This window comes from Gordonia sp. YC-XJ4 (assembly GCF_059511865.1).
Genome location: NZ_CM183447.1, coordinates 5,224,513 through 5,246,709 on the forward strand (window position 1 = coordinate 5,224,513; position 22,197 = coordinate 5,246,709).

Annotated in this window: 19 protein-coding genes; 8 read left to right on the plus strand and 11 right to left on the minus strand. The window is 67.1% G+C overall.

Going from position 1 to position 22,197, the window contains the following annotated elements; genetic code table 11:
- Positions 1-7 precede the first annotated feature (7 nt).
- Positions 8-388: a YybH family protein gene (locus AC5ZH6_RS23235; RefSeq protein ID WP_006371892.1), complete on the plus strand. Its 381-nt coding sequence runs from the start codon at positions 8-10 to the stop codon at positions 386-388.
- A gap of 95 nt (positions 389-483) precedes the next feature.
- Positions 484-1,965 (plus strand): alpha/beta hydrolase, encoded by a 1,482-nt coding sequence (locus tag AC5ZH6_RS23240; protein ID WP_006371891.1) that lies wholly within the window; start codon positions 484-486, stop codon positions 1,963-1,965.
- An 85-nt stretch (positions 1,966-2,050) separates the two neighbouring features.
- Here the strand turns inward: AC5ZH6_RS23240 and AC5ZH6_RS23245 are convergent, their stop codons facing one another.
- Complete coding sequence (locus tag AC5ZH6_RS23245) at positions 2,051-3,394, minus strand: NAD-dependent succinate-semialdehyde dehydrogenase (protein WP_006371890.1); 1,344 nt, start codon at positions 3,392-3,394, stop codon at positions 2,051-2,053.
- A 185-nt stretch (positions 3,395-3,579) separates the two neighbouring features.
- Positions 3,580-4,866, minus strand: a complete 1,287-nt coding sequence (locus tag AC5ZH6_RS23250) for an adenylosuccinate synthase (RefSeq protein ID WP_006371889.1) — start codon at positions 4,864-4,866, stop codon at positions 3,580-3,582.
- Between the two features lie 77 nt (positions 4,867-4,943).
- Here AC5ZH6_RS23250 and AC5ZH6_RS23255 point away from each other — a divergent pair, with 77 nt between their 5' ends.
- On the plus strand, positions 4,944-5,630 hold the full coding sequence (locus tag AC5ZH6_RS23255; protein ID WP_006371888.1) for a hypothetical protein: 687 nt from the start codon (positions 4,944-4,946) through the stop codon (positions 5,628-5,630).
- Entirely contained in the window at positions 5,627-6,472 is an 846-nt protein-coding gene (locus AC5ZH6_RS23260; RefSeq protein WP_006371887.1) for a site-2 protease family protein, read from the plus strand. Before AC5ZH6_RS23255 ends, AC5ZH6_RS23260 begins: the two co-directional genes overlap by 4 nt.
- A 30-nt stretch (positions 6,473-6,502) precedes the next feature.
- Here AC5ZH6_RS23260 and AC5ZH6_RS23265 read toward each other — a convergent pair whose 3' ends face one another.
- The 3 genes from AC5ZH6_RS23265 to AC5ZH6_RS23275 form a co-directional block, all read right to left on the minus strand.
- On the minus strand, positions 6,503-6,871 hold the full coding sequence (locus AC5ZH6_RS23265; protein WP_006371886.1) for a hypothetical protein: 369 nt from the start codon (positions 6,869-6,871) through the stop codon (positions 6,503-6,505).
- Between the two features lie 98 nt (positions 6,872-6,969).
- Positions 6,970-8,169, minus strand: coding sequence for a hypothetical protein (locus AC5ZH6_RS23270; RefSeq protein WP_006371885.1), 1,200 nt, complete (start codon positions 8,167-8,169; stop codon positions 6,970-6,972).
- A 30-nt stretch (positions 8,170-8,199) separates the two neighbouring features.
- Positions 8,200-9,738, minus strand: a complete 1,539-nt coding sequence (locus AC5ZH6_RS23275; protein WP_006371884.1) for an FAD-dependent oxidoreductase — start codon at positions 9,736-9,738, stop codon at positions 8,200-8,202.
- Positions 9,739-9,976: 238 nt separating this feature from the next.
- On the opposite strand from AC5ZH6_RS23275, the gene AC5ZH6_RS23280 reads away from it, so the two are divergent.
- Positions 9,977-10,630 (plus strand): TetR/AcrR family transcriptional regulator, encoded by a 654-nt coding sequence (locus tag AC5ZH6_RS23280; protein ID WP_006371883.1) that lies wholly within the window; start codon positions 9,977-9,979, stop codon positions 10,628-10,630.
- Positions 10,631-11,697: 1,067 nt separating this feature from the next.
- On the opposite strand, the gene AC5ZH6_RS23285 is transcribed toward AC5ZH6_RS23280, so the two are convergent.
- Positions 11,698-12,639 carry a cation diffusion facilitator family transporter gene (locus AC5ZH6_RS23285; protein WP_006371881.1) on the minus strand — a complete coding sequence of 314 codons (942 nt, stop codon included), beginning with the start codon at positions 12,637-12,639 and terminating at the stop codon, positions 11,698-11,700.
- Positions 12,640-12,877: 238 nt separating this feature from the next.
- Here AC5ZH6_RS23285 and AC5ZH6_RS23290 point away from each other — a divergent pair, with 238 nt between their 5' ends.
- Positions 12,878-13,300 carry a YrdB family protein gene (locus tag AC5ZH6_RS23290; protein ID WP_006371880.1) on the plus strand — a complete coding sequence of 141 codons (423 nt, stop codon included), beginning with the start codon at positions 12,878-12,880 and terminating at the stop codon, positions 13,298-13,300.
- On the opposite strand, the gene AC5ZH6_RS23295 is transcribed toward AC5ZH6_RS23290, so the two are convergent.
- The 3 genes from AC5ZH6_RS23295 to AC5ZH6_RS23305 all read right to left on the minus strand — a co-directional run bounded on the left by AC5ZH6_RS23295 (position 13,273) and on the right by AC5ZH6_RS23305 (position 16,928).
- A complete protein-coding gene (locus AC5ZH6_RS23295) occupies positions 13,273-15,273 on the minus strand; it encodes an amidase (protein WP_006371879.1) in 2,001 nt (666 codons plus the stop codon). The two genes, AC5ZH6_RS23290 and AC5ZH6_RS23295, sit on opposite strands and share 28 nt — an antisense overlap.
- 88 nt (positions 15,274-15,361) lie before the next feature.
- Complete coding sequence (locus AC5ZH6_RS23300) at positions 15,362-16,465, minus strand: FUSC family protein (RefSeq protein WP_014361592.1); 1,104 nt, start codon at positions 16,463-16,465, stop codon at positions 15,362-15,364.
- A gap of 34 nt (positions 16,466-16,499) precedes the next feature.
- Entirely contained in the window at positions 16,500-16,928 is a 429-nt protein-coding gene (locus AC5ZH6_RS23305; RefSeq protein ID WP_006371877.1) for a DUF3151 domain-containing protein, read from the minus strand.
- A 673-nt stretch (positions 16,929-17,601) separates the two neighbouring features.
- Between AC5ZH6_RS23305 and AC5ZH6_RS23310 the strand changes: the two genes are divergently transcribed.
- Entirely contained in the window at positions 17,602-19,386 is a 1,785-nt protein-coding gene (locus tag AC5ZH6_RS23310; protein ID WP_006371876.1) for an Rv0361 family membrane protein, read from the plus strand.
- Between the two features lie 412 nt (positions 19,387-19,798).
- On the opposite strand, the gene AC5ZH6_RS23315 is transcribed toward AC5ZH6_RS23310, so the two are convergent.
- Entirely contained in the window at positions 19,799-20,068 is a 270-nt protein-coding gene (locus tag AC5ZH6_RS23315) for a hypothetical protein (protein ID WP_035728608.1), read from the minus strand.
- A 170-nt stretch (positions 20,069-20,238) separates the two neighbouring features.
- Positions 20,239-21,273, minus strand: coding sequence for a class II fructose-bisphosphate aldolase (gene fbaA, locus AC5ZH6_RS23320; protein WP_006371874.1), 1,035 nt, complete (start codon positions 21,271-21,273; stop codon positions 20,239-20,241).
- 154 nt (positions 21,274-21,427) lie between these two features.
- Between fbaA and AC5ZH6_RS23325 the strand changes: the two genes are divergently transcribed.
- Positions 21,428-22,144, plus strand: coding sequence for a VTT domain-containing protein (locus AC5ZH6_RS23325; protein WP_006371873.1), 717 nt, complete (start codon positions 21,428-21,430; stop codon positions 22,142-22,144).
- Positions 22,145-22,197 lie beyond the last annotated feature (53 nt).

Here is a 22,197-nt window from a genome sequence, read left to right on the forward strand (position 1 = left end):
ATCCCCCATGACAACCGACACGCTCACCGCACGCGCACTCGATGCCCTCGACGCCCTGGTGGCCGCGTTCGCCGCGAATGACGAGGACGCCTACTTCGGCGCATTCGCCCCCGACGCGCAACTGGTCTTCCCCGATCAGGACCACACCGCGATCGGCGTCGCCGACTACCGGGCGCTGTGGCGTTCCTGGCGTGCCGAGGGCTGGGGTGTAGCCACGTGCGCGAGCAGCGATCGGCGCGTACTCGTCGTCGGCGCCGTCGCGATCGTGACCCATCGGGTGTCGACCACGCTGGCCGACGGCACCACGCTGTCCGAACGCGAGACGGTGGCCTTCGACCTCGACGCCGACCCCGGCCCGCAGGTCGTTCACGAACACCTGTCGGCGTGAGGCGCGCCGGGTGATGTAACGCCGCGCCAGGTCGTGAGCGATCCTCACGGTATCGGCGTCATCCCTCTCGACGCCGGCTGATGGCAGGAGTGTTCATGTCCGGTTCCGACGACACCCGCACCGCGGGCGGCGACCACGACTCGTCGATCGCGGCGAACTGGATGATTCACCCACCGCAGGCGCCGACCCCGGCGCCCCGTCGTCGGCGACGCCGGTTGATCGTGGTGGCCCTCATCGCGACGTTGACGATCAGCCTGTACGTACTGAGCTCGCTGATGTCGGGCGGCAATCGGGCTTCGGCGCTGGTCGGGCACCCGGAGGTCCTACGGCCCGGCTGCACGTGGGATTCGTCGGGCAACTACGTGCAGAACTGCAAGGTGTGGTCGGCGTCGATGAACAAATACATCGTCGTTCAGATCCGCGCCTCCAACAACAGCACGCAGGGCATCTACCTGCTCGACGGGATGCGCGCGGTGGATTCGCGGTCGGCGTGGACCACCGACGTACAAGCAGCAAAGGTCTACGACTCCAGCACCAACACCACGCTGGTGATGCCCGCCGGTGGCGCGTCGTCGTTCTACACCGACTGGAACGGTCCCGCGGGCGCGAACACCACGATCAAACAGGAAACCTTCCTGACCTCGGAGCTGCCCGACTATCTGTCGCAGAACTTCGGGGTGAGCAAGACCGGCAACGCCATCGTGGGCCTGTCGATGTCGGCGGGACCTGCGGTCACCCTGGCCGAGAAGCACCCCGAACAGTTCAAGGTCGTGCAGGCCATGTCGGGCTACTACCAGCTCGACAATCCGATCGGCGCGCTCGGCGTCCTCGCCTCCCAGACCATCGTGTCGAACTACACCAACGGCATCCTCAACATGTGGGGTGCGCCGGGTAGTGCGCAGTGGGCGGCCAACGATCCGTCGCGCAACGTCGACAAGCTCAAGCAGAACGGACAGGTGCTGATCATCTCCTCGGGCAACGGCTTCCTCACGCCGGCCGAGGCCGCCAAGCTCGCACCGCAGGATCAGATCAGTGCGATGGCGCTGGAGATGCTCTCGGCGGTCTCGACGGTGCTCATGCAGTTGCAGCTCGGCCAGTCCGGGGCATCGGTGATCTCGCTGCCCAACTATGGCGGCCACGACTGGGACAACTGGGGCCGGAGCCTGACCGACGGCAAGGACGACCTGCTGAACGCCTTGCGCCAGAACCCGCCGGTGACCGACAAGGCACAGGTCGTCAGTGCCACCGGAGCCACCAACACCGACGGTGTCACCGCGGCCGCGGCGAACATCCGCAAGGCGGCGAACACCACGGTGGCATTACCGGCCGTGGTGGCGAGCAGTTCGTCGGACGCAGCGGCGTCGAGTGCGTCGAGTGCAGCGGCGGCGAGTGCGGCGTCGTCGAGTGCCGAATCGTCCGCACCGGAGAGCGCGAGTTCGTCGGCGAGCACCACGACGTCGGAGGCCCCGTCGAGTGACAACCCCACCTCCGATGACGCGACCACGAGCGACTCCACCCCGACCGCCCCGTCGGCCGACTCGCAGTCGACGCTGACGACGACCACCCCGGCCTACTGACCAACGAAAGCTGCGGCGCCGGACGTTCATCGCGTCCGGCGCCGCAGCGTGTCTGATAGGTCAGGGTGTCTGAGGTGAGCGTTCGTCAGCTCACGCGGATCATCTTCTTGTTGACGAACTCGTCGATGCCGAAACGGCCGAGTTCGCGGCCGAAACCCGAGCGCTTCACACCGCCGAACGGCAACTCGGCACCCTCGGCACCCACGGCATTGACGAACACCATGCCGGCCTCGATCTTGTCGGCCACGCGCAGCGCCTGTTCGGAGTCGGTGGTGAACACATATGAGCCCAGGCCGAACGGGATGTCGTTGGCGAGTGCGACGGCCTCGTCCTCACCGGAGACCTTGTAGACCGTGGCGACCGGACCGAACAGTTCTTCCTTGGCCACCGGCGACTCCGGATCGATACCGGTGAGCACCGCCGGGGGGAAATGCGCGCCGGAGCGTTCACCCGCGGAATCCAGTGTCGCACCGGCCTTCACGGCCTTCTCGACCTGCTCCTCGAGGCGTTCGGCGGCGGCCAGCGACGACAGCGGCGCGAGGCCTTGCGCGGTCGCCTTGACCTTCTCGGTGAACTTGCCGAGGAACTCGTCGTAGATGCTCTCATCGACGATGAACCGTTTGGCGGCGTTGCAGGCCTGCCCGGTGTTCTCGAACCGGCCGTCGACGGCCGCGGAGACGGTCGCGTCGAGATCGTCGGTGGACAGCAGGATGAACGGATCGGACCCACCGAGTTCGAGGACCACCTTCTTCAGGTTGCGACCGGCGATCTCGGCGACGGCGGCACCGGCGCGCTCCGACCCGGTCAGCGACACACCCTGCACGCGCGGGTCGGCGATGGCGTCGGCGATCTGCTCGTTGGTGGCGTAGATGTTCACATACGCGCCGGCCGGATACCCGGCGTCAAGGAAGATCTGCTGCAGCGCCGCGGCCGACTCGGGGCACTGCGGGGCATGCTTGAGCACAATTGTGTTGCCCAGCACCAGGTTCGGGCCGGCGAAGCGGGCGACCTGATAGTAGGGGTAGTTCCACGGCATGATGCCGAGCAGCACGCCGACGGCACTGCGACGGATGAATGCCGACCCCTCGCCCTCGAGCAACGTGATCGGCTCGTCGGCGAGGAACTTCTCGGCGTTGTCGGCGTAGTACTCGTAGATCGCGGCACTGAACTCGACCTCGCCGACCGACTGATCGAGCGGCTTGCCCATCTCGCGCTGGATGATCGCGGCCAGCTCGTCCTTGCGTTCGGTGTGCAACTGCGCGACCTTGCGGATGAGGTCGCCACGCTCGGCGACCGTCGAGTTCTTCGACCATGTGGCGAAGGCGTCGGCGGCGGCGTCGATCGCGGCGCCCACCTGCTCGTCGGTGGCGGTCGGATATTCCTTGACGACCTCACCGGTCGCGGGATCGGTGACGGCGTACAGGGCCATCGGAACACTCTCCTCGTTCGCAGGGCAGCCCGGATGGCGCCCACTGCTCATGAGGGTAGCCTCCGATGCAACACCGCGCTCGGGAAACCGCAGAATCGGAGACTGATTACAGAGCTATTCGCAGCAGATCCCGACTTACGCGACGGAATCCGTCGGAAAGCCACCAGCCGCCGATGCTCCCGGAGTCAGACGATGGCCCTGCGCACAATCGTCTGGTCGCGGCCCGGGCCGACGCCGATGCAGGAGATGAAGGCCCCGGAGAGTTCCTCGAGCCGCAGGATGTAGTCCTGGGCGTTGCGCGGCAGCTCGTCGAAGGTCTTGCAGTTGCTGATGTCCTCCCACCAGCCCGGCATCTCCTCGTAGATCGGCTTGGCGTGGTGAAAGCCGGTCTGGGTCATCGGCATGTCCTCCACGCGCTCGCCGTCGACCTCGTAGGCGACGCAGATGGGCACCGTTTCCAGGCTGGAGAGGACGTCGAGTTTGGTCAGGAAGTAGTCGGTGATGCCGTTGACGCGTGTCGCATAGCGAGCGATCACCGCGTCGAACCATCCGCAGCGGCGGGCGCGTCCGGTGGTGACGCCGACCTCGCCGCCGGTCTTGGCGAGGTAGGCGCCCCACTCGTCGAAGAGTTCGGTCGGGAACGGCCCCGAGCCGACGCGCGTGGTGTAGGCCTTGAGGATGCCGAGCACGGTGGTGATGCGGTTGGGCCCGATCCCGGCGCCGACCGCTGCACCGCCCGCGGTCGGATTCGAGGACGTCACATAGGGATACGTGCCGTGGTCGACGTCGAGCAGGGTGCCCTGCGAGCCCTCGAGCAACACGGTCTCGCCGCGTTCGAGGGCCTGGTTGAGCAGCAGCCGGGTGTCGGCGATGCGGTGTTTGAAACCCTCGGCCTGGGCGAGGACCTCTTCGACGACCTGCTCGGGCTCGAGTGCGCGCCGATTGTAGATCTTCACCAGGATCTGGTTCTTGAGTTCGAGTGCGGCCTCGACCTTTTGGGCCAGGATCTTCTCGTCGAGGACGTCGGCCACGCGTACTCCGACACGGGCGATCTTGTCCTGATAGCAGGGGCCGATCCCACGGCCGGTGGTGCCGATCTTCTTGTTGCCCAGGAAGCGCTCGGTGACCTTGTCGATGGCCACGTGGTACGGCATCAGCAGGTGGGCGTCGGCGGAGAGCAGGAGCCCGGTGGTGTCGACGTCGCGGTCCTCGAGTCCGCCGAGTTCGGTCAGCAGCACGCCGGGGTCGACGACGACACCGTTGCCGATGACGTTGTTGACGCCGGGGGTGAGGATGCCCGACGGGATGAGGTGGAGCGCGAAGGTCTCGCCGTTCGGCAACACCACCGTGTGTCCGGCGTTGTTGCCGCCTTGGTAGCGAACCACCCACTGCAACTTGCCCCCGAGGAGATCGGTGGCCTTTCCCTTGCCCTCGTCGCCCCACTGGGCGCCGATCAGCACGATCGCGGCCATGTTCTCTTTCCGCCCTTCCGCTTGCCTTCGCAACCGGGACAACCCTACTGGTTCGGTCAGCTCGATACCCTATTCCCATGTCTTTCGCGGTCATCACGTCATCGCAGGTGTCGGCGTCGGGCCTTTCTCGCCGCGCGATCCGGGACGCGGTGGCGCAGCGGATCGCCGACCCCGCCGTCACCCGGCTGATCGTGGAACCCGCGGCCGAGTCCACAAGTGCAGACAGGGGGTCGTCGACCCACCCCGACGCCCACCTCGCGCAGGTCATCGCCGCTTTGATGCTCTCCGAACGCCTCGACGTCGAGGTCGCCTACGTGGCCGATCGCCCCACCGGCGCGACCCGCACGTACGGGTTGCCGCACGGGTCGGCGGCCCGCGATCTCGCCGAGCACGGCGACGCCGTGGCATTGCCGCTGATCCGCGACGACGCGGCGACCGTGCTGGTGGGCGTGGCCCGGCACCTCGGCGCCGAGGGGGCGCCATTGCACGGCGAGAGCTATGTCGACAGCGTCCGACTGTTCACCGGCGAGGTCCGCGGCATCCGGATCGAGCCCACCCCGCACGAGCCGGGTCTGCGGGCGCGCCTGGAGACCGGTGCGCTGGGCCGCTGGACGCGGCGAGGCCGATGGCACGACGGTCGGGCGATCCAGACCGGCGGCACCAATATCGTCGTCGAGCGGGAGGGCGTGCTCACCGATCGGGTGGTCAAACGGTCGACCTACTACCGTCATCACGTGGATCTCAACCTGGTGTGCCCCCGATGACCGGCCCGGCCTTCGGCAGACGCCGCAACCCGACGATGACCGAGATGGCCCGCGCCATCCAGCCCGGCGTCGTGTTCTTCGCGCTGATCGCGGTGGCGGTGCTCGGCGGCTGGCTCGCAGCGACCGCCGGCTCCGATCGCTCGTCGGGCAAGGCGACCCTGGGTGTGATCCTGCTCGTGCTCGCGGGTTGGGTGATCTCGTTGTGTCTGCACGAGTTCGGTCATGCGGTCACCGCCTACCGATTCGGTGACCGCGACGCCGAATTGCGCGGATATCTGACCCTGAATCCGTTGCGCTACACCCATCCGGGGCTGTCGCTGGGGTTGCCGTTGCTCATCATCCTGTTGGGCGGCATCGGTTTTCCCGGCGGGGCGGTGTACCTCAACGAGCGTGGCTTCACCAAGGCGCAGCGCACCATCGTGTCCCTGGCCGGTCCGGCGTGCAACATTCTGCTCGCCGTCGTGCTGCTCGGGGTGATCCGCGGGTTCGGTCCGTTCGTCGACAGCCCCATCGGACGCCTGCTGACCTCAAGCGACAGCATCAATCTGTGGGACGGACTGGCTATGCTGGCGTTCCTGCAGATCACCGCCGCCGTACTGAACCTGATCCCGATGCCCGGCTTCGACGGCTACAACGCGATCGAGCCGTACCTCTCGCCGCAAACCCGGCAGAGCGCTGCCGCCGTCGCACCGTACGGCTTCCTGCTCATCTTCGCCCTGCTGTTCATTCCGCAGCTCAACAAGGCGTTCTTCGACCTGATCTTCTGGCTGTTCGAATTGTCCGGCGTCCCATCCGGTCTGGCCGAGTGGGGGTGGGACACCTTCCTGTTCTGGCGGCGTTAGGGCAGCGTTGCGACTCCGGTCGACGCCGGGTCAGCTCACCCGTTCCCAGAAGGCGCCTGTCGCCCGGATCCAGCTGCGGGTGTTGACGCCCGTGCCGATGTAGCTGCCCTGACCGCAGTCGGTGGCGGCGAACCCGCTGCGATCGGTCACGGCGCTGGTGCGGTGATAGAAGATCCGGACACCCTGTGTCTCACCGGAATTGCGGCCCACCCCGACGCAGTCGAGTTCGAGGACCACCTTGACACCGGCCGGGCAGTTCACCGACGCCCCGGCCCAGTAGTTGTAGATACGGCAGTCCCGCGGCGATGCGGCCTGCGCATCACCCGGCGCAACGACGGCGGCGCCCAAGGCGATTCCGGACACGGCGAAGCCCGTGGCGATACGTGCGGCGATGGTCATGCGAATACCTGCTCTCCTGTGGGGGCCACGTCACCAGGACATTCGTCACAATTGCGGCAATCGTTACGCCCGTCGTCATGGGGGTCGGGGTCACGGGGTCAGGATCGCGGGGTCGAGAACCCGACGAGTTCAGGACGATCGACTCGTCCGGCACGAGCGGCGGTCACCGCCGCCGCCCCTAGGGCTGCGACGGCCAGCACGAAGCAGGCGATCGCATACGCCAGGCTGCCGGTCGGGGTGCCCGCAGCGGTGACGCCGTCGACGGCATCGAGGTAGGCCGGCAGCGCACTGATCCACAGCACCGCGAAGACGACGAGGTAGAGGGCCCCGAACACCACGATGAACGGCATCGCACTGCGCGGGTCGACACCGCTGGTGCGCTGCGGATCTCGCAGGTGACGGGCGAGCACGACCAGTCCGATCACCCAGAAGGCGGCGAGTTCGGTGGTCAGCACGATGGTCTGTGCGGCGACGTTGGGGGTGCCCTGGCCGAAGATCGCCGTGGGAATGGAGAACACCACCATGCCGATCGGCGCGCACACCCCGGTGACGACGATCCGCCATCCGAGCGAGAATCCGCGCGGTGGAGCGCCGGCCGCGCTGCTCACGCCGATCAGACGGACCGCAAGGTAGATCAACACCCCGAACGACACCGACGCGAACAGCCAGATGCTGTTCATCGGCACCGACGCCAGCATCGGGGAATTGGCCTTGTTGCCCAGATCGCTTGCGGTTCCGCCGAAGAAGGGTTCGTCGACGTTCCATGCCCACCACTTCATCTGAGGGCCGAGCTGATCGAAGATCTCGTAGAACGCCTGATACACCAACGCCGTGCACGCCGCTCCGGCCAGTGGGCCGCGGCGGGTGAACACCCCGAGGGCGCGGACGATCTCGTAGGCGAGCTGGCTGACCGCCGGATAGAACGCGACGATGTAGAGCGGCAACCGGTCGTACATGAACTGCACACTGAACACGTTGTGGGAGAACATGAAACCGACGGAGTGTTGCAGACCGAACCATTGTGGGAAGTACAGCGGCGGCTCGATGACGAACAGGTAGAGCAGCGATGCCAGCCAGATCGCCAAGTTCGTCGGATCACCGTCACGCCGCCACCGCCGCATTGCATGAAGCAGTGCCAGCACCGCGCCCAGAATGATCGTGTACTCCAGCACCGGCAGCGTCCAGTTGGCCAGCTGCGCCGGATTACGCAGGGTGACAACCGGATCGGCTGCCGAACAATCGAACCCCAGGTATCTCGTGATCAACTCCGCCGCCGACCCCGGCACACAGACACTCATGTCGAACCCCCTACTCGGCGGTTGCGGCCGTCACCGGCCCGCGGTGAGACCGGCGGCGTCGGGCAGCGGAATCACCTCGGCGTTGCGGCCCGGGGTGGCCCGCCCGTCGACCCAGACGTCGGCGGGCGGATGCCCGGTGGAATCGAATCCCGGTGGCAGTACGGTACGTCCCGTGGCGCGTTTGCACCAGTACCACGCCAGGCCGGCGAGAACCCGTGGACTGCGGACCATCTGCACCGCCGGTTCGTCGAGATTGAAGACCTTGGCGAAGTGGTCCTCGACCACCGAATCCTCCCGGGTGGTGCCGGAGATGAGGTTGAACACCGGCCAGGCGAGTCGCCCGACGATCCGCCGTCGCCACGGCGGCACCACCTCGGTGCCCTCCGCGCTGTCGTATCCCTGATCACGCGCCAACGCCAGCGTCCACGGGACCTTCAGCGACTTCGCCTGTGCGCGATAGAAGTCGGTGAAGAAGTCCCGATCCAGAGTTGTTCGGGCGGTGAGCTTCTCGTCGAGCAGCAGCGCCGAGCGGGCCGCCGAGCTCATCCCCTGGCCGTAGAGCGGATTGAACCCACAGATCGCATCGCCGATCACCACGAGGCCGGTCGGCGGGGCGTCGAGCAGATCGTAACGGCGCCAGGCGTTTCCGGTCGATTTGGTGACGAAGACCTTGGAGATCGGTTCGCACACGTCCACCGCCGCACCGAAGGTGGGGGCCCGAACCGCGTGGGCGGCATCGACGAAGTCGTCTTCCCGCAGCGGCATCTTGTGTCCCCACGACCCCATGGTGACCAGCACCCGATCCTTTTCGATCGGGAAGATCTGACAGAGGTAGTCGTCGACAGCGGGATGCTCGCCGGTGTCGGTGGTCGGCAGAACCGACAGGTGATGCCACCACCACCAGTCCGGTCTGCTTGCCCCCGTGGGCTTTTGGTACCACCGCGTCGAGTAGGTCGCACCGGCGTCGAGCGTGCGTACCGGCACCTGCGGCCATCCCGCCCGGTGCAGCCACTCGCTGACGCGTGAGCCGCGACCGAGCGCGTCGACGATGAGATCGGCCTCCACGACGTTGCCATCGGGCCCACCCGGGCGACCCGACAACCGGACGCCGGTGACCCGACGACCGTCGGCACCATCGGCCGTCTCGAGGCCGCTCACCCCGACACCCTCCTCCACGGTCACATTCGGTATGTCGCGCAGCATGTCCCGCAGAACGCGTTCGACGAGCAGCCGGGAGGAGTAGATCATCGTCATCGTCGACTCCTGCCGCGGAATCCAGCCACGACCCTCGCAGTGCGCGGCCGCCATCGACGGCATCAGTTGCATCCCACCGGCCTGAACCAGCGCGCGCTCGAAGCCGGGGAAGATCGTATCCATCGCGCGACGTCCGGAGTTGAGCAGAAAATGCGGGTGCCGGCTCTGCGGCACACCCCTCCGGTGTTCGGCACCGTCGGGCAGCACGTCGCGCTCGACGACGATCACCTCGTCGACGTGCCGCGCGAGGACCCCCGCCGCGCAGATCCCCGCGATACTCCCGCCCATCACCACAGCCCGCCCACCGTGCGACATCGCCACTCCTCTTTCGTCATTCGTCTTGATCATACATTATCGCTTATGTGTATGACCGTAACCACGAAGGCGACGCGGAGTCAATGGTGAACTCAACGGGACGGGTACCCGAATACGTACGATGGGGGCGGCCGACCTGCACCGATACGCTCGGCACCACCCCCAGACGTGCCGGCCACACCCGAGGACCGAGGATGATCCCCATGGAGTTCACCGATTGCGCCGAGAGCGTTCGCTGATGCGCACCCGAGGATGGAACGGCACCCCGCCGGCCAGCGACGACGAGGCACGCGAACGCATCCTCGATGTCGCACGCCATGCGATCACCGTCGACGGCGCGATCAACCTGAGCATCACCGACATCGCCAGGGAACTCGGGGTGACCCGGCAGACGGTGTACCGCTATTTCCCCAGTGCCGACGCCGTTCTCATGGAGGCAGCGCTGCGGTCGGCGACCGCGGGCTTCCTCGATCGTCTCGCCGGGCACCTCGTCGGCATCACCGACCCGGCCGAAGCCGTCGTCGAGGGTCTCGCGACCACCCTCGAGGTGCTACCGGTCGATCCCTACGTCAGCGTGGTACTCAGTCCCGGCCACTCCAGCAGCCTGCAGTCCGCGATCACCTCCGAGGTGGCCATCGAGCTCTGCCGATCGATGTTGATGCAATTCGACATCGATTGGGCGCAAGCAGGTTTCGATGATGCCGAACTGGAGGAGCTGGCCGAGTTCCTGCTGCGGATCCTGCAGTCGTTCATCCTCGATCCGGGCCACCCGCCTCGCCAGGGCGCACACCTGCGCCGATATCTGCGGCGCTGGGTCTCCCCGGCGGTACGGGTGGCCGGTCTATCCGAAGGCTCCGGCGAATCCCGGACCCGCGCAGGTAGAAACACATGACCGCCAGCACGCTGCCCAGCACCCCGGTGTAGGCGCCGAACACCTGCGCCTCGACGGTCGAACCGACCTTGGTCAACCCCACGGCGAGCATGACGAAGAACGCCAGCGGGGCGAGATCGAGGATCGGGTGCAACGGCGGCGACGAGTCGGCGCGGGCGAGCCGCGCGCCGGCAGCCCTGGGCCCGATGACCCTGGTCAGCACGACCACCTGCAGGAACACGAGCAGCGTGAATCCCGGGAACACGCGCAGCGGCATCGCCATGTGGTCGGAGCCGATCGGCGACCCCCAGTAGCCCGCCACCTGCCCCGACTCGATCTGCGGGTAGGTGTAGGCACCGATCTTGATGCAGATGGCCTCGTAGATGACCGGCATCCACGAGACGAACATGCCGGCGATCAACGCCACCGAGATGGTTGTGAGCCAACTCCGGCCACGGTGGTCGACGGAGTAGTCGCCGCACAAGATGATCGAGGCGGCGCAGAACGCCGGCCACACCAGCACCGCGATCGAGACGGGCGGCACGATCGGCACGCCGAACAGCTGCGGCCCCCACAGACTCGTGTACGCGAAATGCGCTCCGTACCAACCACCGTCGGTGGCGATGTCGACGTACTCCGAGACCAGTTCCAGCGCCATCATCGTCACGAAGTAGACGATCATCGCGCGCACACCGAGCACACGTGTGATGTGCATGAGCAGCATCACCGCGATCACCAGCACCTGCGGGATCAGCAACCAGGCCGGCAAGAACGCGCCTTGCGGCAGAAAGAGATTGGCCGCGATCGAGACCATCCCGAGCCCGATCACCACCAGCAGAATGCGATCGAAACGAGTCCTCGTCGCCGAGCGGAGAACGGCGCGGATCGTCACCGCAGGCCGGTCGGTCGTTTCCGTCATGAGCGCCTCCCGGGGACCTTCAGGTCATACATTTGCCGTGCAGTGTATGACCGAGCGGGCAGTCACGTCCAGGGGTCATTGTGAGAACGTTGCCGTGGCGCAGTTCGGCGCGGGAACACCGCACGACTCGACGCAGGACCTCAGCACATGAGCTGGAGGCAGACCGCTGTCACCAGTTGAGATCTTCCGAGCATCTGTGCTGATCGTCGGCGGGATCGATCTGGACGGTCGCGTGACCGAGCCCATGGCGTGACAGCACGGCCTGCGCGGCCGGGAGTACTTCGGCATTGGGCCGGTCGCTGCCGAGGTGCACCGTCGCGACGTCCATTCCGGTGGTCAGCGACCAGACGTGCAGGTCGTGCACATCGGTGACCGAGGGGATCTCGGACAACTCGCGACGCACCTGGTCGACGTCGACGTGGGTGGGCGCCTGCTGATTGAGGATACGGAGGGCGTCGACGGCCAGCCGCAGGGCACGCGGCACGACCCACAGCGCGATGCCGACGGCCACGATGATGTCGGCGTAACCCCATCCGGTGGTCAGCGCCACGATGCCGGCGACGAGTACCCCGACACTGCCGACCGCATCGGCCAGCACCTCGAGGTAGGCGCCGCGAACCGCGATGGACTCCTGCGAATCGGCCCGCAACAAGAACATCACCAGCACGTTCACGGTCAGACCGACCAGCGCCACGACGATCAGGGTGAGACCGGGGACCTGGGGGTCCGACCCGATGCGCTCGATCGCCTCGTACAGGACGAAACCCGCGACGCCGATCAGCAGGACCGCATTGGCGACCGCGGTGAACACCTCGGCGCGGTGCCAGCCGAAGGTCCGGGTGTCGGTGGCCTTGCCGTGCCGGGCGAGCAGTAACGCGATGAGGCCCATGACCAGGGCGACGACGTCGGTGAGCATGTGTCCGGCATCGGCGATCAGCGCCAGCGAGTTGACCGCGAAGCCGACCAGGAGTTCGACGACGAAGTACGACCCGATCAGCCCGACGGCCACCGCCATCGGCCAGATGCGACGCTGCGACGCATTCGTCACGTCCACATGCGAATGGCTGTGGGAGTGCGACGGCGCGGCGGAGTGTGAATGTGAATGTCCCATGGCCCCGCCAATATATGCACGAGTACGCATATATAGCAAGGCTTAGGTGTGCCTGACCCCCCCGCCTCCGCCATCCCCGCCGATCGGGCGCCTATCTCCGTCGGCTGGGCGCTCATCGACGTCGACCGGGCGCCAAATCTCGTCGACCGTGCGCCATTTTTCACCGATCGGGCACAGCCACCCGAAATCGAGAGCACTACTCTTGCAATCGGCACCTCCGACGCGGATACTCGGGGGCATGACCAAGAGCACCGCTCTCGAAAACTCTCGTTCCCCGCACTCGGACGCCGTCACGCCACTGCCTCTCCACGGCACGGAGTACCTCTGGGGTGCCGGGGTGTTCGCCGTCGAGATCACTCTCTGGGCGGGCAGCGCGGCAGCCGGATACCATTGGGGTGCCCGGGCGGCGGGCCCGATCGGTGGGATCGGCCTGGCTTTGGCCGTGTTGGCGCTCATCGGGGTCTGCTGGGGTCGATGGATGGCCCCGAAGGCCACGCGACGATTGCGGGTGGCACCTCGCGTGGCAGTCGGCGTGATGCTGCTCTGCGCGGTCACCGCCGCTGCACTGCCGATACTGGGCGCCGGTGTGGCGATCGGATGTCTCGCGATCGCCGTCGGGGTCTTCGCGATCGGTCAGGTACGGATCGACGGCAAGGCCTGATCGAGCGCTTCGATGCTCATCGCCGCGGTGTCACCGGCCTTCACCAGGATCAACATCTCGTCGGCCAGGCGCTTGCGACTCAGGGACACCACCCCACGATAGAGCCCAGGCTCGCCTTCTACAGGTCGCAGCAGGTGCCCGTCGGCCCACACGCGGACCCCTGTCGCCTCCTTGGTTACCGACTCTTGTTCGGCTACACGCACTTTCACGTCCCACGAGCGGTCGGTATGCCCGATGTCGACCGAGTACGTCGGAGCCGGCGAACCGCCGTCACCAACGTCACCAGCCGGCTCGATCTGGTTGGCGGGCAACGTCGGCGTGAGGAACGCGGGTTCACGGCGCGTCGTCGCGGCCTCGTAGGCGCCCGCCAGATCCAGCAACCTGTCGTCACTGTAGGCCGCTCCGGCGAAGGTCAGTCCGACCGGCATCTGGATGTCGCCCATGACGCCCATCGGCACCGTCACACTCGGGATACCCAGATGGCGCAGCACCCGGTTGCCGTTGGAGTAGACGACGCCGTTGCGCATGGCCTCCTCACGACTCTCGGTCCGGGAGAACAGATCGGCGCGACCGACGCCGCCGGCAGCCGGGAATACCACTGCATCCAAGCCATTTTCGGTCAACCAGTCCTCGAAGTCCGCGGTGCGCGCCTGCTCGAGCCCGCGTAACAGATGGTCGATGTCCGGCACGTCGTCGTAGGACTCCGGAAGCCCCTGCTTGACGAGTTCGGCGAGCCGCTGCCAGTCGAATCCGCCGCGCGCGCGGGTGATCCACACCGCCACCGGTGCATCGTCGGCGGGAAACACCGTGTCGCCGTCGACGTCGGCCCAGCTGTTCAACGCGGGATCTCCGTTCTCGCGCAGGAATTGATCGAGGGCCATCGCGGTGATCGTGCCGCCCTCGAGCGCACGCCAGTTCGGTGGGACGAGGCCACGTTCCGCCGGCCCGTCGGCACTCGGGCGGTCCTGCTCGTAGTTCGACACGACGGGGAAGTCGACCTCCACCACCTCGGCTCCGAGCGCACGCAGATCGCCGAATGCCCTGTCCCACAAAGCGCGAACCGACGGTGTGATCACCGGGGGATCGAGTGGTACGCGGTCCTCGCCGATGTACATTCGCGGTACGCCGAGCCGCACACCGTCGAGTCGACTCGGTCGCGGGCGATGCACCGGCTGCGGGAGGACCTCCTCCGGGCCGCGCAAGGCTACGCGGGTCTGCTCTCGCCAGAAGTCACCGGTGCGGATCGGGTCGTCGACCGCCAACACATCGAGCAGGATCAGCAGATCCTCGACCGAACGGGTATGCGGCACAACCACATCGCAGGTCGGACGCAACGGCCAATTGCCGCGGATCGACAGCACACCCCGGGACGGCGTGTAGGCGACCAGTGCGTTGTTGGAGGCCGGTGAACGCCCCGACGACACCGTCTCCTCGGCCATCCCGAAGCCGCAGAAACTTGCCGCCACCGCCGTTCCGGAACCGTTTGACGACCCGGAACCATATGCGGCGGTGAGGAACTCCGGGTTGTACGGACTGCGCGCGTAGTCGTACACGCCGGGCTGGACACCACCGGCCGCCATCGGCGGCATGTTGGTCTTGCCGAGTAGCACCGCACCGGCGGCACGCAACTGCGCGACCGTGGCGGCATCCTCTCCCGCGACGACATCGGCCAACGCGGGCGAACCGCAGGCCACGGTCATCCCCTTGACCTTGTAGCTGTCCTTCACGGTGAACGGGACGCCTTCGAGCGGCCCGGCCACTCCGGCTCGCCGACGACGGTCGGAGTCGGCGGCCTCGTCGAGACAATTCGGGTTGAGCACGGCGATGGCGCGCAGACACTGACCGGTCCGGTCGTAGTAGGCGATCCGGTTGAGGTAGGCACACACCAGATCGACACTCGTCACGAGACCGGACTCAAGCGCATCGAGCATCTCTGCGACGCTCATCTCCACGACGTCAACGCGGTCCACCATCGACCCACCGGCCTTTCTCGTCATTGTCGACACAGGGTTGCGCGACTGAATTCTTGTATTTGCCGATTCAGCATTACTTCTCGCCGACTCAGCGCAGTGTCGCCACCGCAGACGATCGCCGCAATCCGGCGACCATCAACAGATCGACGAGCAACGACCGGATCTCGGCGAGCAGCGCGGTCTCTGACATCCCGCGTTCGGCGACGAGTTCGGCTCGCGCCTTGCGGGCAATAGTGCGCAGGACGCGTGCGGCGTCGGCCGGGTCCGGCGAGTGCCCCGGGTCGGCGAGCATCATCTCGCGCAGTATCTCGAAAGCGTCCCCGAGATCGCCGATGATCTCGATGAGTTCGGGACGCACCTCCTCACCACGCTGGGTGATCCCCAGGGCCCGTCGCGCGATGATCCGAAAGTTGCGGACCCCGTTGTCGATCGGGTCCGCGGTCGCCGAAATCCGTTGCAGCCGAAGCCGTGACCCCCAGTACAGCGGGGACAGCGTGCTGATCTCGCGGCCGCCGCTCATGTCCTGTCGCATCGTGTTGATCGCCCCCTGGGTTCCTCGCGCCTTCTCCAGCGCGGCGAACACCATGGATTCGTCACCGGCACGCATTCCCTCGGCCAGTTGCCGGGCGGCATCGCGGACCGTCGCGAGGACGGTGGCCGCGTCCCGGCGGGCGCGGGCAGCAGGATTCGCGGGCAGCAACGCACCGACCAGGATTCCGATCAAACCGCCGGTCAGGGCGTCGATCGCGCGATGGAAACCGCCGATTCCACCCGGCGGTAGCAGGGTCGCCACGAGCACCGCCGAGGACGCCGCCTGCATCGGGATGAGCGGGCCGTCGTCGAGGAAGACGGCCACCGCCATCGCGAGCGCCACCACCACGACGATCTGCCAACCGCCACTGCCGATTTCGACGATCAACAGGTCGCCGACGAGGATGCCGATGGTGACGCCGGCGACGAGCTCGACCGATCGGCGCCATCGGCGGCCCAGGGAGAGCCCGAGGGAGATGACCGCGGCGATCGGGGCGAAGAACGGTTGCTGGTGACCCAGCACCTCCAGCGCGAACCACCATGCGAGGCCGGCGGCGATCGCGCACTGCGCAATCGGGACCGCCGACAGCCAGAGTCTGCGGATGCGCACCCGCAACAATCGCGGCAACGCCTCGTAGCGGCGGCGAGCCCAGGTGGTCATCGGCGTCACGAAATCGGGTCGGAAGGAGTCCGAGTCAGTTCAGACCGAGCTGTCCGGCGGCATTCGGGTCACTGTCGTTGAGCAGATCGAGGCATCGCAGGTACTCGTCCTCCTCGCCGACCGCCTGGGCAGCACGGGCCAGCGCGCCGACACAGCGCAGGAAGCCCTGGTTGGGTTCGTGGCTCCACGGCACCGGGCCGAATCCCTTCCAGCCGTGGCGCCGCAACTGGTCGAGGCCGCGGTGATATCCGGTGCGGGCGTAGGCGTAGGCCTCGATCACCTTGAGCGTGTCCGGTGTGCCGCTCAACGCACGTTCGGCCAGGTACGCCCAGGCGATCGACGCTGTCGGGTGCGCAGCGGCCACCTCGGCCGGCTCGGCACCGTTGAGCAGCGCCGATTCGGCGTCGTCGTCGCCGGTCAGCAGGACGGGTTGAGGACCCAGGAGGTCTCCGAAGGAAGTCACCCCACCATTCAAGCATCGAGGCACGCGCGACCACGACACGTCGCGCGAGGTCGACCCCGAGACGGGTACGTCGGATTCATCCGTTCGATCGGATGACCAAGTCTCCCCAGGTGATGATGTGCGCGACCGTTCGCTAGTGTGAATGACGCACTTCGTGGCGTGACGTTGTGTGATGCCGTTCTCAGTGTCGGACGGATTTCTCGTGGGCAAACTTCGAGCGTGGTGTTCGAGGAAGGTTGGGTGATGACCGATGGCGCAGTCTGACGACCGGAAGTCAGCTGTCACCAGGGCTTTCTCGAAGCTGCGCAAGATGCGGGAATCACGCGGGTCCGAGCCTGCCGACGTCGGCCGACCCCCGCGGCCCACGGCTCCCGGGTCGCGGCCGACGTCGAATGTGCCGCCCCGACCACAGTCCGGACCGACCGGCGCACCCGGTGGATCGCGCCAGGGTGGACCGACCGGTGGGCGTCCCGTATCCCCCGGCACCCCTCCCGCTGGTTCGGATGCCCAGACGAGGCCGCTCCGTACGCCGCCCGCCGGGCCTGCTCGCAACGCGTCGCCGTCCGAGCGACCTACAGCATCCGAGCGACCGGATGACCAGAGCAGCGCCGACGGTAGTAATGCAGACACCACCTCGCCGGATTCGGCCGACACCACGGATACAGGAGACAAGGTGACCGAACACCCGAGGCCGCGCGGGGGACGTGGCATCGACTCGGCGACCAAGGTCATCAGCCGATCCAACCTTCCCGACGCCGCCGACCTCGAGGATCTCGAGAACGTCGACCCCTACGGCGGTGCACGGGACGAGAGCGCTGCGACTTCCGACTCGGAAGACGCGGCCGAACAAAGCGCGGCAGGTGCGGAGAACACCACCGATTCGGTGCCCGCGGAGGCGGCCGCCGAGCAGTCCGACGACAGTCGTCCCGACGAGGACTCCGACACCGCGTCGGCACCCGTCGAAGCAGCCGGAGCAGCCGAGGCAGAGGACACGGGGAAGGGCGACTCCGAGGAGACCGGCTCCGAGAATACCGACGAGACTCCCGCCGACGAGACCAGCTCGGACAAGACCGACTCCGACGGGACCGATTCCGACGGCGACCACAAGGCCGCGGCCACCGTCGCCGCGGCAGGTGCCGCTGCCGCCGGTACCGCCGCAGCGGTCGCGGCAACGTCCTCGGACAAAGACGACGCCGACACCGACGGCACCGACACAGTCGCCGACACGAGCGAAGCCGACCGGCCCGAGTCCGACGCGGCAGATGACGCTGCGACCGCTGCCCCGGACACCGAAGACCCAGCCGCCGAGCAGGCCGTAGCCGAACCCGTCGCGCCAGACTCCGACGAACCGGCCACGCCGGATGCCGAGGTGAGCGAGGCCGCCGACTCGGAAGACACCGAGTCCGAGAACACCCAGTCCGAGAACACCGACTCCGAGGCCGCAGCTTCCGAGGACTCCACCGTCGAGACCCCTGCTTCCGAGACCCCCGACGCCGAGACCCCCGAGGCCGAGGAGCCTGCCGCCGAGGTTGCGGAGTCGGCAGGCGAAGAAATCGTGCCAGAGACCGAGACCGAGGCCGACTCCGACCAGACCGAGGAGCACGTCGCCGAGGCCGATGCGGACGAGGCGCTCATCGACGAGGACGTCGCCGACAAGGTCGACGCCGAAGAAGCCGAGACCGCTGAGGCAGACGACGAGTGGGACGAGATTCCCGCCGACGCCGAGTCCAGCGAGGCCGAGACCGCCAAGCTGCCGGCAGCACCGGCCGCACCGGACACTGCCACCGAGACCCCCGCCGACGAGACTGGGGCCAACGAGACTGGGGCCGATCAGGTCCCGGCGGACGACTCGAAGACCCAGATCCTCACCAAGCCCGCCGCGGCGGCCGGAGCAGGTGCTGTCGCCGCAGGCGCAGCCGCCGCGACCGGAACCGCTGCCACCCAGGGCTGGTCGACCACGGCCCACCAGCCGCAGGTCATCCCCGGTGATCAGGAGAAGCAGCCGAAGCCGGCGAAGTCGGGCGGCGGCCGCCGTCGGACGGGCATCCTGATTTCGGTGGTCGCCGCGATCGTCGTCGTTGCCGCGATCGTCATCGGCGTCTTCGCGTACTTCCAGCTGCGACCGCAAGCACCCGAGGACGCGGCCGCCGACGCCGCGAAGACCTATGGCAACGCGGTGTACAACGGCGACCTGCAGACATTGCGCAACGTCACCTGCGGCAACAAACTCGCCTACTACCAGAACATGCAGGACGGCGACTGGACCAAGCTCTACCAGTCGCAGAAAGCCCGCAACGAGCTGGTCAAGGTGGAGAGCATCAACGCCGTCCGCGTCGATGGCAACACCGCGCTGGTCGAGGTGACGGCCGTCAATACGAGTACGCCCAACCAGCCGCAACGCGTCGCGATCAACCTGCAAAAGCAGGGCGACAACTGGAAGGTCTGCGACCAGCAGTGACCGACGAGCGCACCGCGGGTGATCCGCCGGCGGACCACGCCGGCGCCGACGCGATGCCCACTCGACCATTCGACGGTCAAGGTCGCCACCAACGTCCGGCGCCGCCTCCCGACCGTCCGCCGCTGCCGATGGGAGTGCGCCCGGCGGTCCCCAACGGCCGACCTCCCGTACCCGGCGCACATCACGCTGATCGACCTGCACCACAACAGAATTCGGGATTTCCCGCGGCACCGGCAGCCGACTGGGGGCCGCCCCCGGCGGAGGCGGACAGCGTCTTCACACACGCCACCGAGCCCCTCGTCACTCCCGCGCCACCGGTGCCGGGGGAACCGAACCCGCGCAGGATGCAGGCCCCTCCGCCACGGGGCCCCGTCGCGCCGCAGACACCTGCTGCACACGCCGGCCCACACGCCTACGCGCAGCCGCCGACACCCGACGCAACCCGGAGCGCGACGTCGCGGCCCGGCTCAGCGCGGCCCGACTCCTCACGCGCCTCGTCGACACGGTCCTCGTCGACACGGTCCTCGTCGACACGGTCCTCGTCGACACGGTCCTCGTCATCGCACTCCTCGTCGGGCCACGACGCACAGAGTCGGGCCCACCGACATCGTCGCCCCGACCCGATGGTCATCGGTGCGGCGATCGTGATGGTCCTGCTCGCGGTCGCTGTTCTCGTCGGCATCCTCACTCTCTGAGGTCACACCCGAGCGCGCCGACAGCGCTGTCCCCCCACGCCCACAGCGCCCACCAGAGCGCCGTCGGCGGGGACGAAAGCACAACGGCGGCGCCCGGATTCACCGGACGCCGCCGCCGACACCCCCGGGGATGCTCACCGGAGAGCGTTCAACTACTTCAGGCGCTGATCGACTTACCCACCGACTTGAGGTCGGTGCAGGCCTCGACGACGCGCTCGCTCATCGAGGTCTCTGCCTTCTTGCTCCACACGCGCGGGTCGTAGGTCTTCTTGTTGCCCACGTCGCCGTCGACCTTCAGCACGCCGTCGTAATTGCTGAACATGTGGCCGGCCACCGGACGCGTGTAGGCGTACTGGGTGTCGGTGTCGACGTTCATCTTGACGACGCCGTAGCTCAGGGCCTCGTCGATCTCGCTCTTCAGCGAGCCGGAGCCGCCGTGGAAGACGAAGTCGAACGGCTTGGAGCCGTCGGCCAGGCCGAGCGTCTTGGTCGCCACTTCCTGGCCGGTGTTCAGCACGTCGGGACGCAGCTTCACGTTGCCGGGCTTGTACACACCGTGGACGTTGCCGAACGTGGCAGCCAGCAGGTACTTGCCCTTCTCGCCGACGCCGAGCGCGGCGACGGTCTTCTCGAAGTCCTCGGGGGTGGTGAACAGCTTGTCGTCGATCGCGGCCTCGACGCCGTCCTCCTCACCGCCGACGACGCCGATCTCGATCTCCAGGATGATCTTGGCTGCGGCGGCCTTGGCCAGCAGTTCCTGCGCGATCTCGAGGTTCTCGTCGATCGGGACCGCCGACCCGTCCCACATGTGCGACTGGAACAGCGGATCCTTGCCCGCGTCGACGCGCTCCTGGCTGATCGCGAGCAGCGGCCGGACGTAGGTGTCGAGCTTGTCCTTGGGGCAGTGGTCGGTGTGCAGGGCGATCGTCACGTCGTACTTTGCGGCGACGACGTGGGCGAACTCAGCCAGCGCGACCGCACCGGTCACCATGTCCTTGACGCCGAGACCCGAGCCGAATTCCGCGCCGCCGGTCGAGAACTGGATGATGCCGTCGCTGCCGGCGTCCGCGAAGCCTTTGATGGCCGCATTGATCGTCGACGACGACGTGCAGTTGATCGCCGGGAACGCGTAGCCACCCTCCTTTGCCTTCTGGAACATCTCGGCGTACTGCTCGGGGGTTGCAATGGGCATTTCACGTCCTCCAACCGGATAAGGTTTCACGCTTCGAGTCGGGTCACTCCTGTTCAGTATGGCAAGGTCGCTCACACCGCGCGCAGCGGCGTCCGAGGGTCGCCGACCGGCAGGTTCTGCGAACGCTCGCCTCCGACAGGTACCCTCGGGACCCGTGACCGAATTCGCATTTGCCGCAAACACGACAAATCTGGCCCTGCTTCCGGGGTTCCTCGATCCGGTCAACCTGCTCAACTCGTTCGGCACATGGATTCTCGCGGGCTTGCTGCTGGTCATCTTCATCGAGTCCGGCCTGCTGTTCCCGCTGCTACCCGGCGACTCGCTGCTGTTCACCGCGGGGCTGATCGTCGCCGCGAAGTCCGCCGACATCGAGCCGTTCGCTCCACTGTGGGTGCTGCTGGTGACCATCCCGATCGCCGCCTTCCTCGGTGACCAGGTCGGTTATCTCATCGGCAATCGCCTCGGATACTCCCTGTTCCGGCCGAACGCGAAGGTGCTGAAGGAGAAGTACATCGTCGAGGCACACGAGTTCTTCGAGAAGCACGGTCCGATCACCATCGTGTTGGCGCGCTTCGTCCCGATCGTGCGGACCTATGCCCCGCTCGTCGCCGGTGCGGCGAAGATGCGGTACTCGATCTTCCTCACCTACAACGTCGTCGGCGCGATCCTGTGGGGTGCCGGCGTGACGCTGCTCGGGTATTTCCTCGGCCAGATCGCGTTCATCCGCGACAACGTCGACTACATCTTCCTGCTGATCGTGTTCGTCTCGGTGCTGCCGATCATCTCCGAGGTCGCCAAGCGGGTTCTGCGCTCGCGTCGGGCGATCGTCGAGGAGCCGGTGGCCTCACCCACGCCGGCCGACCACTCCTGACCGCACCACCCGTCCCCGGTCCGGCCCCACGCCACACACCGACCCGCCAGCAT

What these genes read in the sequence shown, in the direction of transcription:
- AC5ZH6_RS23235 (WP_006371892.1), top strand. Translation starts at nt 8, where the DNA reads ATGACAACCGACACGCTCACCGCACGCGCACTCGATGCCCTCGACGCC.
- AC5ZH6_RS23240 (WP_006371891.1), top strand. Translation starts at nt 484, where the DNA reads ATGTCCGGTTCCGACGACACCCGCACCGCGGGCGGCGACCACGACTCG.
- AC5ZH6_RS23245 (WP_006371890.1), bottom strand. Translation starts at nt 3,394, where the DNA reads ATGGCCCTGTACGCCGTCACCGATCCCGCGACCGGTGAGGTCGTCAAG.
- AC5ZH6_RS23250 (WP_006371889.1), bottom strand. Translation starts at nt 4,866, where the DNA reads ATGGCCGCGATCGTGCTGATCGGCGCCCAGTGGGGCGACGAGGGCAAG.
- AC5ZH6_RS23255 (WP_006371888.1), top strand. Translation starts at nt 4,944, where the DNA reads ATGTCTTTCGCGGTCATCACGTCATCGCAGGTGTCGGCGTCGGGCCTT.
- AC5ZH6_RS23260 (WP_006371887.1), top strand. Translation starts at nt 5,627, where the DNA reads ATGACCGGCCCGGCCTTCGGCAGACGCCGCAACCCGACGATGACCGAG.
- AC5ZH6_RS23265 (WP_006371886.1), bottom strand. Translation starts at nt 6,871, where the DNA reads ATGACCATCGCCGCACGTATCGCCACGGGCTTCGCCGTGTCCGGAATC.
- AC5ZH6_RS23270 (WP_006371885.1), bottom strand. Translation starts at nt 8,169, where the DNA reads ATGAGTGTCTGTGTGCCGGGGTCGGCGGCGGAGTTGATCACGAGATAC.
- AC5ZH6_RS23275 (WP_006371884.1), bottom strand. Translation starts at nt 9,738, where the DNA reads ATGTCGCACGGTGGGCGGGCTGTGGTGATGGGCGGGAGTATCGCGGGG.
- AC5ZH6_RS23280 (WP_006371883.1), top strand. Translation starts at nt 9,977, where the DNA reads ATGCGCACCCGAGGATGGAACGGCACCCCGCCGGCCAGCGACGACGAG.
- AC5ZH6_RS23285 (WP_006371881.1), bottom strand. Translation starts at nt 12,639, where the DNA reads ATGGGACATTCACATTCACACTCCGCCGCGCCGTCGCACTCCCACAGC.
- AC5ZH6_RS23290 (WP_006371880.1), top strand. Translation starts at nt 12,878, where the DNA reads ATGACCAAGAGCACCGCTCTCGAAAACTCTCGTTCCCCGCACTCGGAC.
- AC5ZH6_RS23295 (WP_006371879.1), bottom strand. Translation starts at nt 15,273, where the DNA reads ATGGTGGACCGCGTTGACGTCGTGGAGATGAGCGTCGCAGAGATGCTC.
- AC5ZH6_RS23300 (WP_014361592.1), bottom strand. Translation starts at nt 16,465, where the DNA reads ATGACCACCTGGGCTCGCCGCCGCTACGAGGCGTTGCCGCGATTGTTG.
- AC5ZH6_RS23315 (WP_035728608.1), bottom strand. Translation starts at nt 20,068, where the DNA reads ATGCCGACGAGAACAGCGACCGCGAGCAGGACCATCACGATCGCCGCA.
- fbaA (WP_006371874.1), bottom strand. Translation starts at nt 21,273, where the DNA reads ATGCCCATTGCAACCCCCGAGCAGTACGCCGAGATGTTCCAGAAGGCA.